Here is a 14549-nt window from a genome sequence, read left to right on the forward strand (position 1 = left end):
TGGCAGAACACCCGTGAGCCCCGATCCGGAGGTCCCCGCAGCGGCGCCGATCAGGATGATCGCCAGCGACCTCGACGGCACCGTCCTGGGGCACGACTTCCGCTTCCGCCCGCGCACCGTCGACGCGATCCGCGCCGCCCAGGACAGCGGCATCCACGTGGTGTTCGTGACGGGCCGGCCCATGCGCTGGCTCGACCCCCTGCGCGAGCAGCTGGGCCACGAGGGCGTGGTCATCTGCTCGAACGGGGCGGTGGTCTACGACCTCAGGGCGGACCTGGTCGTGGAGTCGAGCCTGTTCCCGGCCCGGGACGCCTTCGCGGTCATGGACGAGGTCGCGGCCCGGCACCCCGGCACGCTGTTCGCGGCGGAGACGCTCGAGGGCGTCTTCACGGACCACGGATGGGCCCGCACCGACCGGATGGAGATCGGCGACCCCCTGGTCGGGGCCCTGCGGGAGCGGGTGCCGGAGGGCCAGGGGCTCGTGAAGTTCCTGGCCAAGCTGGACACCGCCGACCCGCAGGAGTACTTCCGGGCGCTCGCCGAGCTCGTGGCGGGCAGGCTGTCCGTGACGCACTCCGTGGCGGCGGCCCCGCTCGTGGAGATGGGCCAGAAGGGCCTCACCAAGGCTCGCACCCTCGAGCAGTACGCGGCCCAGCGCGGCATCCGCCCGCACGAGGTGATGGCCTTCGGCGACATGCCCAACGACCTCGAGATGCTCACGTGGGCCGCCCACGGGTACGCGATGGCGAGCGGGCACCCCGCGGTCGCGCGCGCCGTGGGCCGCGTGGCTCCGCCCTTCGAGGAGGACGGGGTGGCCCAGGTGATCGAGGCGCTGCTGCGCCGCCGCCGACCTGGTGCGTCATGGGCGGGACAAACTGCTACCACGGGGTAACAATAGGGGGGTGACCCCTCCAGCGCGCCGGCGCGACACCCCCGCAGCCCTGGCCCACCGCGGTTTCTGCCGGGACGGGGCCGAGAACACCCTCGACGCCTTCCGTGCGGCCCGGGACCTCGGCTACGAGTGGATCGAGACGGACGTCAACACGACGGCCGACGGCGTGGTCCTGTCCTTCCACGACGAGACCCTCGACCGCGTCACCGGCGGCAGCGGGAGGGTCTCCTCGCTGACCTGGGCGCAGATCAGCGCCGAGCGCGTCGCCGGCGCCGGGCGCATCCCGCGGTTCTCGGACCTGCTCACGGAGTTCCCCGAGCTGAAGTTCAACGTGGACGTCAAGGACGAGGCGTCCGTGGCGGCCCTGCCGGTGCTGCTCCACGAGCTCGGCGCCGTGGACCGGGTGCGGGTGACCTCCTTCTCCGAGAGCCGCCGGCGCCGCACGCTGCGGCGGATCCGCGAGCTCGACGGCCGGACCGTGCCCACGTCCTCCGGCAAGGAGGGGATGCGCCTGCTGCTCGTGTGCTCGTGGCTGGGCGGGCCCAGCTGGCGTCTCGCCCGGCGGGCGGCCGCCCGGTGGATCGAGCCGTTCGACACGGTGCAGATCCCCCGCCGCTACCGGCTGCGGGTCGGTACGGAGGTCCAGCTCGTGACGCCTCGCTTCCTGGGCTTCGCCCACCGGCACGGCATCGACGTGCACGTGTGGACCGTCAACGAGACGGCGGAGATGGCCGAGCTGCTCGAGCTCGGGGTCGACGGGATCGTCACCGACCGGGCCGACCTGCTCGCCGCGCTCCTGGCCCAGCGGGGACAGTGGCCGCCCGCGGGCGTGTGAGCCATGACACGGCGGCCCCGCCCGTGGCAGGGTGGGAGCCATGACCGACACCGCCACGACCGGCACCGCGCAGCACGTCCTGACCGAGGTCCGCAACGGCACCGGGCACATCGTGCTCAACCGGCCCCGTCAGCTCAACGCGCTGACCGCGCAGATGTACCGCGCCCTCAAGGCCGCGCTCGACGCGTGGCGCGAGGACGACGCCGTGCGCCACGTGCTCGTCACCTCCGCCTCGCCGCGGGCGTGGTGCGCCGGCGGTGACATCCGCGAGGTCCGCGACGCCGTGCTCGGCGGGCTGACGGAGGAGGCCACCGGGGTGTTCGCCGTCGAGTACGCCCTCGACTGCCTGATCGCGGACTACCCGAAGCCCTACGTGGCGCTCATGAACGGGATCTGCATGGGCGGCGGCATGGGCATCTCCGTGCACGGGTCCCACCGTGTGGTGGGCCCCTCGACGGTCATGGCGATGCCCGAGACGAAGATCGGCTTCTTCACCGACATCGGCGCCTCCTGGTTCCTGCCGCGCGTCTCCCGGCCGGACCGCCGCGGCGAGCAGGGCCTGGCCGTGGGCCGCTGGCTCGCCCTCGGCGGGCAGCGGGTCAGCGGCGCGGACGCCGTCGCCCTCGGGCTGGCCGACGTCCTCGTGGCGGACGAGGACTTCGAGGCCCTCGCCGGGGCCGTGGTGGAGGAGGGCCCGGAGGACGCCCTGTCCCGCTTCGCGCGCGAGCCCGAGCCGTCCTCCGTGGTGGCGCGGTGGGAGCAGATCGAGGAGCGCTACGGCGCCCCGACCCTCGAGGAGATCGTCGCCGCCGCGCCGGAGGACCTCGCGGGAATGAGCCCCTCCTCGCTGGTGCGCACCTTCGAGCTGCTCGAGCGCGGGGCGGCCGACGACAGCGTCCGCTCCTGCCTCGAGCGGGAGCTGCGCCTCGCCGCGGACACGATCGCGCGCCCCGACTTCGCCGAGGGCGTGCGGGCGGTCCTCGTGGACAAGGACAACCGGCCGGACTGGGAGCACGCCTCCGTCACGGACGTCGACGTCGCGGCCGTCCGGGCCGTGCTCGACGAGAAGCTGCCGCTGCCCCTCTGACCGGCCGGCCCGCACCCGGCGCGCTCAGCGGCGGGACGGGTGCTTCCCGTTGTCGCTGACCACCACGCGGGGCGGGCCCCACGGGTCACCGGACTCGGTGGGCCGGTCCACGAACCGGCGGTAGCCGAGGTACAGCACGACGACCAGCGCCACGGTGACCACGGCGAACGCGGCGACGGTGTCCTGCGAGATCAGGCTGCGGACCACGCTGTGGAGCAGCGTGAACAGGCCGCCGAGCAGCACGCCGTGGGCGAGCACCGGCCTGCGCCGCTCCACGGCCAGGCTCACGGCCAGCAGCACGACGGAGGCGACCAGGGCGACCAGGCCGACGTCGCGGCTGTGCCGCATGGACCTGTCCTCCCAGGTCTCCCGCTCGCGCGCGTATGCCGCCCACTGCTGCTGCTCCTCCGGGGCGAGCTCGCGGGACTCCCTCGCCGCCGCGATCGCCGGGGGTGGCGCGGGCTCCTGCGGGCCGGGATGGACGGTGGCGATGCCGAGACCCACGGACAGGGCCAGCAGCAGCCCGAGGAAGAACGTGTAGACCGTCCGCGTGATCCTGCCGTCCGCGCGGTCCGCGGCGCTGTTCTCCGGGCGGTCCTTCATGCGGCGTGCTCCGTTTCCCCCGCCGGTGCGGGACGTCCGTCCAGGGCGCCCGGGACCGCGGCCGGCCGGCCGCCGGGGCGTGCTCACATTGTGGGGCGGACCCGGGCCGTTGTCCACGGCCGTCACCTGGCCCGCGGGCCTTCCACAGCCTTCCCCGCCTGCCTACGCTGGAGTTCTCCACCGCGGCCCGCGGGACCCGAGGGCGTGGGCGGAGCCGGGGGAGCACCGGAGGGGCGGTGGGCCGCGCGCCTGCCGGAGAGGCGGTGGGGACCATGGTGGTCTTCGAGAACAGGGTCGAGGCCGGGCGGCAGCTGGGGAAGCGGCTGAGGTCCCTGCGCGGGCAGGACGTGGTGGTGCTGGGGCTGCCCCGCGGCGGGGTGCCCGTGGCCCACGAGGTGGCCCGTGTCCTCGACGCGCCGCTGGACGTCATCGTGGTGCGCAAACTGGGGGTCCCCTCCCAGCCCGAGCTGGCCATGGGCGCCATCGGAGAAGAGGGCGCCCGCGTGCTCGACGAGCGGACCCTGCAGTACTTCGGGGTGACGGACGCGCAGCTCGAGCAGATCGAGGCGCGGGAGCGGGCCGTGCTCGAGGCCCGGACGGCGCGCTTCCGGGAGGGCCGGGAACGGGTCGACCTCACCGGGCGCACCGCCCTGGTCGTCGACGACGGCATCGCCACCGGCTCCACGGCCCGCGTGGCCTGCCGGATCGCCCGCCAGCTGGGCGCCGCGCGCGTGGTGCTGGCCGTCCCGGTGGCTCCGCAGGAGGCCCTGGGCCGGGTGGTCGAGGCGGACGAGGTGATCTGTCTCGCGACGCCCCCGTACTTCACGGCCGTCGGCTACCACTACCGGGACTTCTCCGCCACGGAGGACGCCGAGGTGGTGGCCCTGCTCGACGCCGCCCGGCGCCGCCACCAGCCGGAGCTGCCCCCGCCGTCCCGGGCGGGGCAGGCCGCCCACGGCTATCCGGTCGACGCCGACGTGCGCATCCCGGCCGGGGGCGAGCAGCTCGCGGCGCACCTGCACCTGCCGGGGCCCGGCGCCGGGGTGGTGGTCTTCGCCCACGGCAGCGGCAGCAGCCGGCACAGCCCGCGGAACCAGTACGTGGCCTCCGTGCTGCAGCAGGCGGGACTCGGCACCCTGCTGCTCGACCTGCTCACCCCCGGGGAGGAGACGGACCGCGGCAACGTCTTCGACATCGTCCTGCTCGCCGAGCGGCTGCTCCTGGCCACGGCGTGGTTGCGCGAGCAGCCCGGTTCCGCGACGTCCCCGGTCGGGTACTTCGGGGCGAGCACGGGTGCCGGCGCCGCCCTGTGGGCCGCGGCCGAGCCCGGCGCGTCGATCGCGGCCGTGGTCTCCCGCGGGGGCCGCCCCGACCTCGCGGACGAGCGGCTGCGCTCGGTGCAGGCGCCCACCCTGCTGATCGTCGGCGGCGAGGACTCCGAGGTGCTCGATCTCAACCGGTGGGCGCAGGAGTCGATGCGCTGCCCCACCCGGCTGGCCGTCGTGGAGGGCGCCACGCACCTCTTCGAGGAGCCCGGCACGCTCGCCGAGGCCGCCGGTCTGGCCCGGGACTGGTTCCTGCGCCACCTCCCCCCGGCCGGGGAGCACGGCGACGGGACGTCCCGGTGAGCCCGCTCGGGCGCGGACCCTCCCGGGAGGCCGGGGTCCTCGCGGAGATCCGCTCCCTCGCGCAGCCGCTGGAGGGGGCGCAGGACCTCGACCCGCTCGTCGCGCGCTGCGCCGGCGCCCGGTTCGTGTGCGTGGGGGAGGCGTCCCACGGCACGCACGAGTACTACCGGTGGCGGGCCCTGCTCAGCCGCCGGCTGATCGAGGAGCACGGCTTCACCTGGATCGGGGTCGAGGGGGACTGGCCGGACTGCTGGCGGCTCAACCGGTGGGTGCGCGGCGAGGCGGACCAGGACCTCGACGCCCACGGTGTCCTCGCGGGCTTCGAGCGCTGGCCCACGTGGATGTGGGCGAACGAGGAGGTCGCCGAGTTCCTCGACTGGCTCCGGGAGGAGAACGCCCGCCGGGCCGGCCACGAGCAGGTGGGCTTCTACGGCCTGGACGTCTATTCGCTGTGGGACTCGCTGCGGGAGATCATCGGCTGGCTCGAGGCCAGCGCGCCCGAGGCCCTGCCCGCCGCGCTGCAGGCGTGGCAGTGCTTCGTCCCCTTCCACGAGGACCCGCACCGGTACGCGTGGCGGACGCGGATCGTGCCCGAGAGCTGCGAGGCCGACGTCGTCGCGCTCCTGGCCGAGGTCCGCCGCCGCACCATGGACCGGGCCGCCGGGGACCCCGCCGCGTTCGACGCCGCCCTCAACGCCATGGTCGCGGTCGACGCCGAGCGCTACTACCGGACGATGGTGCGGGGCGACCGGCAGTCCTGGAACGTGCGCGACGAGCACATGGCGGACACCGCCGACCTGCTCTCCCGCCACCACGGGCCCGGCGCCAAGGGCCTGGTGTGGGAGCACAACTCCCACGTGGGGGACGCCCGGGCCACCGACATGTTCGACGCCGGGCTGGTCAACGTGGGGCAGCTGCTGCGCGAGCGCCACGCGCCGCACGAGGTGGTGCTCGTGGGCCTCGCCTCCTGGGCCGGGTCGGTGGTCGCGGCGGGGTCGTGGGGCGCGGCCGAGGAGGTCGTCGCCGTCCCGGAGGCGCGTCCCGGCAGCCACGAGGACCTCCTGCACCGGGCCCTGGAGGAGGCCGCGGTGCTCGTCTTCGGCCGCGACCGCTCCGGGCCCTGGCTCTCCGGGAGGTTCGGCCACCGGGCCATCGGGGTGGTCTACCACCCGTGGCGCGAGGCCGGCAACTACGTGCCCACCCGCATGGGGGAGCGCTACGACGCGCTGCTGTGGTGCGGGACGACCGCCGCGCTGCGGCCCCTGCACCGTGAGGCCCCGCCCGAGGAGCCGGAGCTGGAGACCGAGCCGACGGGCTTCTGAGGCGTCCCGGCGGGGCGGCTCAGACGCCGGTCTGCTCCCGTCGCGCCTCCTCGGGCGCCTTCTCCGCGGGAGGGTCCTGGAAGAACCGGCGGTGGCCCAGGAGCAGCACCACGGCCAGGCCCACGCTCACGGCGACGAACGTCATGGTGGTCTCGCTGGAGGCGAAGCTGCGGCCGATGGCGTAGAGCAGGGTGAACAGCCCGCCCAGCATGACCCCGTTGGTCAGCACCCTGTTGCGCTTCTCGAGCACGAGGCTGAGGCCGAGCAGCACCACGGACGCGCCCAGGGCGACGACCGCCACGTTGCGGCTGTAGCTCTGCTGCTCCTCCTGCCACTGCTGCCACTGCCGCTCGTTCTCCTCCATCTCCTCGCGCTGTTCCTCGGTCGGGGTGCTTCCGCCGGGCACGACCTCCGCCCCCGCGGTCGGCTCCGGCATCTCCGGCCCCGGATGGAAGGTCTGGATCCCCAGGCCCACGAACAGGGCCAGCAGGGCCCCCAGGAAGAACGTGTAGACGATCTTCATCACGTTGTTGTCCACGGCGGACACCTCGATCTGTGCCGGTCCCCGGGGTGGTCGCCGGAAGGCGGCAGGACCCGTGGGGATGCCCCGATTATCGCCCTGTCGCACCGGCGAATCCAGTGCCGCCGGGACCGGCGGAACGGGCCTTCGTCATCATGCGTCCCGGACCCCGCGGCCCTTACGCGCCCGGTCGGCGGTGTCTACCCTGGAAGGGTCGAGGCGGACCGCACCCGTCTCCCCGGACGGCCGGGCCGACGCCCCGGGTCGCCGCCGCGGAACGGGTGCCACGGGAAGGAGTCAGGTCATGGCCGGATTGATGCGCAGGGAGGGGCTGGAGATGCTCGAGCCCCTCCGACGCCTCCTGGAGGGGGACGTCGAGGCGTCCTGGCCCCGCGTGGAGGAGTACCGGGACGGTGACACGGTGGTGATCCGGGCGGAGCTGCCCGGCATCGACCCCGAGCAGGACGTGGAGCTCACCGTGGCCGAGGACGTGCTCCACCTGCGGGCCGAGCGCCGGGAGCGGATCGAGCACAAGGACAAGGGCAGCTACCGCTCCGAGTTCCGCTACGGCTCGTTCACCCGCACCCTGCCCCTGCCGGCCGGGTGCCGGGACGAGGACATCAGCGCCGCCTACCGCGACGGCGTGCTCGAGGTCCGCGTCCCCGTCGCCGGGCACGTCGAGCCGCCCGCCACCAAGAAGATCCAGGTGACCCGCGGCTGAGGAGGCCGCGCCACCTGCGCAGCGGCGGTCGGCCCGGGTCGGTGCCGGCCGTCACGCGGGCCACGGGGCAGAGGATCCGTTGTGACGGCCACCACCGAGTCCTATCGTGGAGACAGGCGGACCGGCCGGCCCGCCGGGAACAAGGGGGAACACCATGGGCGAGCCGTCGTCAGGAGGCCGGATCGTCGTGGGAGTCGACGGGTCCGGTTCGTCCAAGGCCGCGCTCCGGGAGGGAGTGCGGCTCGCCGAGGCCCTGGGTGCGCCGCTCGAGGCCGTCATGTGCTGGGAGGACCCGCTGCTCTACGAGAGCTACCGCGTGGTGGACCCCGAGGAGTTCCGCCGCGGCAGCGAGCAGCTCTTCGAGAGCACGCTCGCCGAGGTCTTCGGGGAGCAGCGCCCGGAGAACCTCACCACCCGGCTCCTGCGCGGTCAGGCCGCCGCCCGGCTCATCGAGGAGAGCGAGGACGCCCGGATGCTGGTGGTGGGCCGGCGGGGCACGGGCGGGGTGCTCGGGATGATCCTCGGCTCCGTCTCCTCGGCCCTCGTCTCCCACGCCAAGTGCCCCGTCCTCGTGGTGCGGCACTGAGCGGTCCGCCGGGTTCCTGGCGGACGGAGCGCGCCCCGGGCCCGGCCCGCGGGCGCCGGAACGAAGGAGCTGGACCATGGACGCACCGTCGCAGCAGCGGATCCTCGTCGGGATCGACGGATCGGACTCCTCGAAGGAGGCCCTCCGCACGGGGGACAGGATCGCGCGGGCCCTGGACGTCCCGCTGGTCGCCCTCATGTTCTGGCAGGGACCGCCCCTCATCGAGGGCTGGCAGACCGTCGACCCGGGCCGGCCACCGGCCGGCAGCGAGGAGCAGCTCCGGTCGACGCTCGCCGACGTGTACGGCGGCGACGTCCCGGCGCACGTGCACGCCGAGCTGCTCCACGGGCGGGCCGCGGCCCGCCTGGTCGAGGAGAGCGAGAATGCCCTGATGCTCGTGCTCGGACGCCGCGGCCACGGCGGCCTGCGGGGCTCGGCCCTGGGCTCCGTCTCCAACGCGTGCATCGCCCACGCCCACTGCCCGGTGCTGGTCGTCCGGCACTGACGGGCCGGCGCCGGCCACCCGGCGCGGGCCACGCGGCACCGACAGGCCGGCTCCCGGCAGCCGGCCCGGACAAGGAGGTTCGGTCATGAGTGCACCGACGGACCAGCGGATCCTCGTGGGGATCGACGGCTCGGAGTCCTCGATGGAGGCCCTGCGGCTCGCCGCGCGACTCGCGGAGGCCCTCGACGCCCCGCTCGAGGCGATCGCGTGCGCGGGGGACCCCACCGTGCTGGACGCCGAGCTCCTCGTCGACGAGGAGGCGCTGCGCGCCAACCACGAGCGGATCCTCGCGCGCACGGTCGCGGCCGTCTTCGGGGAGGACGTCCCCGACCGCCTGACCACCACGGTCACGCACGGGCGCCCGGCGGGCCGGCTCATCGCGGAGAGCGAGACCGCGCAGCTGCTCGTGCTCGGCCGGCGCGGCCGCGGCGGGCTGCTCGGCTCGGCCCTGGGCTCGGTGTCCCACGCGTGCATCTCCTACGCCCACTGCCCGGTGCTCGTGGTCCGGCACTGAGGCGGCCCGGGACCGGAAGGGCACGGCGCCCGGGACGGTCCGGCAGGGCAGCGGCCCGTCACCGCTCGCCGCGTGGCCCCCGCAGGGCGCGCAGGGCGTTGAGGATGGCCAGGAGGTCCACGACCTCCTGGCTGAGGGCGCCGAAGATCGCCGGGATCGCCCCGGTGGCGGCCACGAGCATGAGCACCACGGACAGGGCGATGCCCAGCCAGATGCTCTGCAGGGCCACCTGCATGGTGCGCCGGCCGATCCGCACCGCGGTCGCGGTCCTGGCGAGGTCCTCGGTGAGGATCACGACGTCGGCGGACTCGCTGGCGGCGGTCGCGCCGCGGGCGCCCATCGCGACGCCGACGTCGGCGGCGGCGAGCACGGGGGCGTCGTTGACGCCGTCGCCGACCATGAGCACCGGACGGTGCGGGGCGCTCCGGACGGTGCGGACCTTGTCCTCGGGCAGGCACTCGGGCAGCACCCGGGTGATGCCCAGCGCCGCGGCGACGTGCTCGACGGTGGCGCGGGCGTCACCGCTGAGCACGAGGATCTCCCGCACCCCGAGCCCGGTCAGCTCGGCCATCGTGGCCGCGGCGTCCTCGCGCACCTGGTCGCTCATCACCAGGGTGCCGGCGAAGCGGCCGTCCACGGACACGTAGACGGCCAGCTCGCCCGGAGCGAGCGCCTGCTCGAGCACACCCGGGGCGGAGCGGGCCACGTGGGCGCGCTTGCCGACCACCACCCGGCGCCCCTCCACGGTGGCGGTGACCCCGTGGGTGGCCTCCTCGTGGGCCTCCGCGGCCGGGGCCGGCTCCAGCCCCCGGGCGAGCGCGGCGTCCCGCACCGAGGCGGAGAGCACGTGGGAGGAGTACTGCTCGGCGGACGCCGTCAGGCGCAGCAGCTCGTCCTCCGGGAAGGGGGGACGGGCGTGGACGGCGAGCAGCTCGGGGCGGCCGTAGGTGATCGTCCCGGTCTTGTCGAAGGCCACGGTGCGCACCGCCGCGAGCCGCTCGAGGGTCCCGGCGTTCTTGATGATGACGCCGTTGCGCGCCGCGCGGCTCATCCCGCCCAGGAACGCCACGGGAGCGGCGATCAGCAGCGGGCAGGGGGTGGCCACCACGAGCACCTCGGCGAAGACCACCGGGTCCCCGTGGTACCACCACGCCAGCCCGGCCACGAGGAACGCGAACGCGGTGAAGGGCACGGCGTAGCGGTCGGCCAGGCGCACCACCGGCGCCCGGGACTCGGCGGCCTCGCGCACCATCGCCACGATCTGGGAGTACTGGCTGTCCGCCGCGGTCACGGTGGCCCGCAGCACCACGGCCTGCTGCTCGTTCAGGGCGCCGGAGAGCACCTGCTCGCCGGCGCGGTGGGTCACGGGCAGGCTCTCCCCGGTGATGGAGGACTCGTCGAAGTCGGCCTCCGCGCCGAGCAGCAGGCCGTCCACGGGGACGACCTCGGCGGGGCGGACCATCAGCTCGTCCCCGGGCCGGACCTCCTCGACCGGGACGTCCTGGACGGACCCGTCCGGGCCCAGCCGGTGGGCGAGCACGGGGGCCCGCTCGAGCAGCGCGTTGAGCTCCTTGCGGGCCCGGTTCGCGGCGTAGTCCTCGAGGGCCTGGCCCCCGGTGAGCATGAGGACGACCACGAGGGACGCCAGGTACTCGCCGACCGCCACGGTGGAGCTGATCGCGGTGACGGCCAGCAGGTCCACGCCCCAGTGCCCGGCGATGATGTCCTCGACCATGCCCCACGCCACCCGGGCGGCCACGGCCAGGGCCCAGCCGGAGCCCAGCCACTGCGCCGGCCCCGGCAGCTCGGCGACCAGCAGCCCCACGACCCCGGCGCCCACGGCCAGGGTCACGGCCACGAGCGGGTAGCGCCGCGGGAACTCGAGCAGCCGTCCCGCGCGGCCGGGGTCGACGTCCAGGTCCGGGCGTGCGCCCACGGAGAGGCTCATGCGTCCATCGTGCTCCCGGGCCCGGCCGCGAGGCGCCGCTCGGTCTCGGCGATCCGCCGCGCGGTGCGCAGGAAGCTGTCCGGGTTCAGGGAGATCGAGTCGATCCCCTCCCGCACCAGGAACTCGGCGAAGTCGGGGTGGTTGCTGGGACCCTGGCCGCAGATGCCGATGGGGATGCCCGCGGCGTGGGCCTTGCGGATCGCCTCGCTGATCATCCGGGTCACGGCCTCGTCCCGCTCGTCGAACAGCGCGCGCAGGGCCTCCGCGTCCCGGTCCACGCCCAGGACGAGCTGCGTGAGGTCGTTGGAGCCGATGGAGAAGCCGTCGAACCGGGTGGCGAACTGCTCGGCCAGGACCACGTTGGAGGGGATCTCGCACATCATGTACACCTTCAGGCTGTGCCGCCCGCGCTCGAGACCGTGCCCGGCCATCGTGGCCAGGACCCGGTCCGCCTCCGCCACGGTGCGGCAGAACGGGACCATGACCACCACGTTGTCGAAGCCGATGCGCTCGCGGACCCGCCGCAGCGCCCGGCACTCGAGGGCGAAGCCCTCGCGGTACCGGGGGTCGTAGTAGCGGGAGGCCCCCCGGAACCCGAGCATCGGGTTCTCCTCGGGCTCCTCGAAGGCCGCCCCGCCCACGAGGTGCGCGTACTCGTTGGTCTTGAAGTCGCTGAGCCGCACGATCACCGGCCGGGGGTGGTACGGGGCGGCGAGCTTGGCGAGGCCCAGCGCCAGCGTCTGCACGAAGTACTCCGGCCCGTCCGGGAAGCCCTGCGTGAGCTGCGCGATCCGTCGCCGGTCCGCTTCGTCCCGGACCCGCTCCGGGTGCACGAGGGCCATGGGGTGGACCTCGACGATGTTGTTGACGACGAACTCCATCCGGGCAAGCCCCACCCCGTCGGCCGGCAGCCGCCACCAGCGGAGGACCGCGGCGGGACTCGCCACGTTGACCATGATCGCGGTGCGCGCGTCCGGCAGCTCCCCGAGGTCGACCTCCTCCACGTCGAACGCGAGGGTGCCCTCGTAGACGGTGCCCCGGTCGCCCTCCGCGCAGGAGACCGTCAGCTCCTGGTCCTCCGGGATCGTCCGGGAGGCGTCGCCGGTCCCGACGACGGCGGGCAGGCCCAGCTCCCGGCTGACGATCGCCGCGTGGCTGGTGGTTCCGCCGTGGTCGGTGACGATCGCGGCGGCACGCTTCATCACCGGGACCCAGTCCGGGTCCGTCATCTCGGTGACGAGCACCGACCCGTCCCGGAACGACTCGATGTCCGCCGCGGTGCGCACCACGCACGCCGGGCCGGTCGCCACGGCGTCCCCGACCGCGGCGCCCACCGCGAGCACGCGTCCCCTGCCCCGGAGGTGGTGGACCGTGAAGCGGGTCCCGCTGCGACCGGCCTGGACGGTCTCCGGCCGGGCCTGCAGCAGGAACAGCTCGCCCGTCAGGCCGTCCTTCGCCCACTCCAGGTCCATGGGGCGGCCGTAGTGGTCCTCGACGAGCACGGCCCAGCGGCCGAGCTGCAGGACGTCGGCATCGTCGAGCACCCACGCCTGCCGCTCCGCGGGGGAGGTCTGCACGAGCCGGGTGGCGGCGGCGCCGGCAGGGGCGTCGTCGTCGTGGACGAGCTTGTGCAGCTTGGCCCCCCGGGTCCGCTCCACGATCGGGGCCTCCGCCACGTCGAGGAGGGGCTTGAAGACGAGGTACTTGTCCGGGTCCACGGTGCCCTGCACCACTGTCTCGCCCAGGCCCCACGTCGCGCTGATCACGGCCACGCGCGGGAAGCCGCTCTCGGTGTCGATCGAGAACATCACCCCGGAGCAGCCGAGGTCCGCCCGCACCATCTCCTGCACGCCGACGGACAGCGCGACCGCGAGGTGGTCGAACCGCTTGAGCTCCCGGTAGGTGATCGCCCGGTCCGTGAACAGGGACGCGTAGCACCTCCGGCACGCCTCCAGCAGCTCGTCCTCGCCCACCACGTCGAGGAAGGTCTCCTGCTGGCCGGCGAAGCTCGCGTCCGGGAGGTCCTCCGCGGTCGCGCTGCTGCGCACGGCCACGGACAGGTCGGCGCGGCCGGTGCGCTCGGCGAGCTCCCGGTAGTACTGCCGGATCTGCCGCGCCGTCTCCGCGGGGAACTCGCCGCGCAGGAACAGCGCGCGCACGGCGGCGCCGGTCCCCCGCAGCGTCGCGCGGCCCGCGCGGTGGTCCTCGAGCCGGTCCCGCAGGGCGGGCCCGATCCCGTTGGCCTTCACGTAGGACCGGTAGGCGTCCGCGGTGGTGGCGAAGCCGCCCGGCACGCGCACCCCCCGGGACACCAGCTCCCGGACCATCTCCCCGAGGGAGGCGTTCTTGCCGCCCACCCGGGGGACGTCCGTGATCCCGAGCTCCTCGAACCAGTGGACCTCGGGGGCGGCCACGTCAGCTTCTCCGGGCCACCAGGGCCCCGCAGGCCTCGTCGCAGCGCTCGCACGCCTCGGCCACGAGGGCGCAGTGCTCGTAGACCTCGGCGTGCTTGCGGCACGCGTCCCGGCACGCCCGGGCCGCCGCCCGGCACGCCCCGAGCAGCGGCACCAGCACGGCCCGGCCGTCCCCGGGCTCCGGGAAGCCGAGGCGGGCCAGCACCTGGGCGGTGGCCGAGCAGATCACCGCGCAGTCCTGCTCGGCGCGCAGGCAGTCGCGCAGGTCCGCGACGGCGTCCTCCTCCACGCAGGCGTCGGCGCCGACCCGGCAGATCTGGGCGGCCTCGAGGCACGCCTCGATGCACCGCGCCTCGGCCGCCCGCTCCTCGCGCGAGAGCTCGGGGGCGGCGGGGTGCGCCATCAGGGCGCGGCTGATCGTGCTCACGGGGTGTCCTCCATCTGGTCGGACCGGTACGGGGCGGTTCAGCCCGCGAGGCGGGGCCTCGGAGCGGCCCCGGCCCGCACCCCCGGGCGCGCCTGCTCGGGGACCCGCGGGCGGCGGCGGGCGCCCGTCCACCCGGCGAGCCGGGTCACGGTGCCGTGGCCGGGGAGCTCGTCGGGGAGCACGAAGTCGACGGCGGGCGTGCCGCGCACGGCGTCCTCGTGCTCCGCGGCCCAGCGCAACAGGTCCACGGCGGCCGGTTCGACGTGGTGGGCGGTGGTGAGGTCCACGACCACGGCGATGCCCGGCACCAGGGTGCGGGCGCGGCGGACCAGGGGGCACAGGGCCCGGTGGTTGAGCTCGGTGACGCACCCGCTGACCAGGAGCCGGACGTGCCTGCCGTCGAGGTCGACCTGGACGAGAACGGACGGTTTGTGGTGCATGGTTTCTCCCCTGCAGCTCGTGGTGCGCGGCCGGCTGCTCGGCCCTCCCGCACTCCACGCTAGGGGAAAGGAGACGTGGGTCACCAAGAATGGTGGCCTCTCATCGG

The 14549-nt window shown here is 74.7% G+C and carries 15 protein-coding genes; 9 read left to right on the plus strand and 6 right to left on the minus strand.

Annotated features, from left to right (window positions below):
• The first annotated feature begins 13 nt into the window (after positions 1-13).
• Genes ACFYE3_RS12980 through ACFYE3_RS12990 form a run of 3 tightly spaced genes read left to right on the plus strand, consistent with a single transcriptional unit; the run spans position 14 to position 2814 of the window.
• Complete coding sequence (locus ACFYE3_RS12980) at positions 14-892, plus strand: HAD family hydrolase (RefSeq protein ID WP_387609814.1); 879 nt, start codon at positions 14-16, stop codon at positions 890-892.
• Between the two features lie 10 nt (positions 893-902).
• Positions 903-1727 carry a glycerophosphodiester phosphodiesterase family protein gene (locus ACFYE3_RS12985; protein ID WP_387609817.1) on the plus strand — a complete coding sequence of 275 codons (825 nt, stop codon included), beginning with the start codon at positions 903-905 and terminating at the stop codon, positions 1725-1727.
• A gap of 40 nt (positions 1728-1767) precedes the next feature.
• Positions 1768-2814, plus strand: coding sequence for an enoyl-CoA hydratase/isomerase family protein (locus ACFYE3_RS12990; RefSeq protein ID WP_387609819.1), 1047 nt, complete (start codon positions 1768-1770; stop codon positions 2812-2814).
• A 24-nt stretch (positions 2815-2838) separates the two neighbouring features.
• Here the strand turns inward: ACFYE3_RS12990 and ACFYE3_RS12995 are convergent, their stop codons facing one another.
• Positions 2839-3417, minus strand: a complete 579-nt coding sequence (locus ACFYE3_RS12995; protein ID WP_387609822.1) for a hypothetical protein — start codon at positions 3415-3417, stop codon at positions 2839-2841.
• Positions 3418-3689: 272 nt separating this feature from the next.
• Between ACFYE3_RS12995 and ACFYE3_RS13000 the strand changes: the two genes are divergently transcribed.
• Complete coding sequence (locus ACFYE3_RS13000) at positions 3690-5045, plus strand: phosphoribosyltransferase family protein (RefSeq protein WP_387610032.1); 1356 nt, start codon at positions 3690-3692, stop codon at positions 5043-5045.
• Positions 5042-6367: an erythromycin esterase family protein gene (locus tag ACFYE3_RS13005; protein WP_387609824.1), complete on the plus strand. Its 1326-nt coding sequence runs from the start codon at positions 5042-5044 to the stop codon at positions 6365-6367. The genes ACFYE3_RS13000 and ACFYE3_RS13005 overlap by 4 nt, the downstream gene beginning before the upstream one ends.
• A 19-nt stretch (positions 6368-6386) precedes the next feature.
• Here ACFYE3_RS13005 and ACFYE3_RS13010 read toward each other — a convergent pair whose 3' ends face one another.
• Positions 6387-6905, minus strand: a complete 519-nt coding sequence (locus ACFYE3_RS13010; protein ID WP_387609827.1) for a hypothetical protein — start codon at positions 6903-6905, stop codon at positions 6387-6389.
• Positions 6906-7191: 286 nt separating this feature from the next.
• Here ACFYE3_RS13010 and ACFYE3_RS13015 point away from each other — a divergent pair, with 286 nt between their 5' ends.
• From ACFYE3_RS13015 to ACFYE3_RS13030, 4 genes are all read left to right on the plus strand, one after another.
• Positions 7192-7608, plus strand: coding sequence for an Hsp20/alpha crystallin family protein (locus ACFYE3_RS13015; RefSeq protein ID WP_387609828.1), 417 nt, complete (start codon positions 7192-7194; stop codon positions 7606-7608).
• Positions 7609-7762: 154 nt separating this feature from the next.
• A complete protein-coding gene (locus ACFYE3_RS13020) occupies positions 7763-8194 on the plus strand; it encodes a universal stress protein (protein WP_368832494.1) in 432 nt (143 codons plus the stop codon).
• 76 nt (positions 8195-8270) lie between these two features.
• On the plus strand, positions 8271-8699 hold the full coding sequence (locus ACFYE3_RS13025) for a universal stress protein (RefSeq protein WP_387609830.1): 429 nt from the start codon (positions 8271-8273) through the stop codon (positions 8697-8699).
• An 85-nt stretch (positions 8700-8784) separates the two neighbouring features.
• Positions 8785-9213 carry a universal stress protein gene (locus ACFYE3_RS13030; RefSeq protein ID WP_368832492.1) on the plus strand — a complete coding sequence of 143 codons (429 nt, stop codon included), beginning with the start codon at positions 8785-8787 and terminating at the stop codon, positions 9211-9213.
• Between the two features lie 58 nt (positions 9214-9271).
• Here the strand turns inward: ACFYE3_RS13030 and ACFYE3_RS13035 are convergent, their stop codons facing one another.
• From ACFYE3_RS13035 to ACFYE3_RS13050, 4 genes are read right to left on the minus strand one after another with little or no spacing between them, the layout of a single operon-like run.
• The gene (locus tag ACFYE3_RS13035; protein ID WP_387609832.1) at positions 9272-11161 is read right to left on the minus strand and encodes a heavy metal translocating P-type ATPase; all 1890 of its coding nucleotides are present in this window, start codon (positions 11159-11161) and stop codon (positions 9272-9274) included.
• Entirely contained in the window at positions 11158-13575 is a 2418-nt protein-coding gene (gene ppsA, locus ACFYE3_RS13040) for a phosphoenolpyruvate synthase (RefSeq protein ID WP_387609835.1), read from the minus strand. The genes ACFYE3_RS13035 and ppsA overlap by 4 nt, the downstream gene beginning before the upstream one ends.
• 1 nt (position 13576) lies before the next feature.
• A complete protein-coding gene (locus tag ACFYE3_RS13045; protein ID WP_387609837.1) occupies positions 13577-14002 on the minus strand; it encodes a four-helix bundle copper-binding protein in 426 nt (141 codons plus the stop codon).
• Between the two features lie 38 nt (positions 14003-14040).
• Positions 14041-14442, minus strand: a complete 402-nt coding sequence (locus tag ACFYE3_RS13050; RefSeq protein ID WP_387609839.1) for a hypothetical protein — start codon at positions 14440-14442, stop codon at positions 14041-14043.
• Positions 14443-14549: the final 107 nt, after the last annotated feature.

Origin of the sequence: Kocuria arenosa, from assembly GCF_042879215.1 — a bacterium.
GTDB lineage: Bacteria > Actinomycetota > Actinomycetes > Actinomycetales > Micrococcaceae > Kocuria > Kocuria arenosa.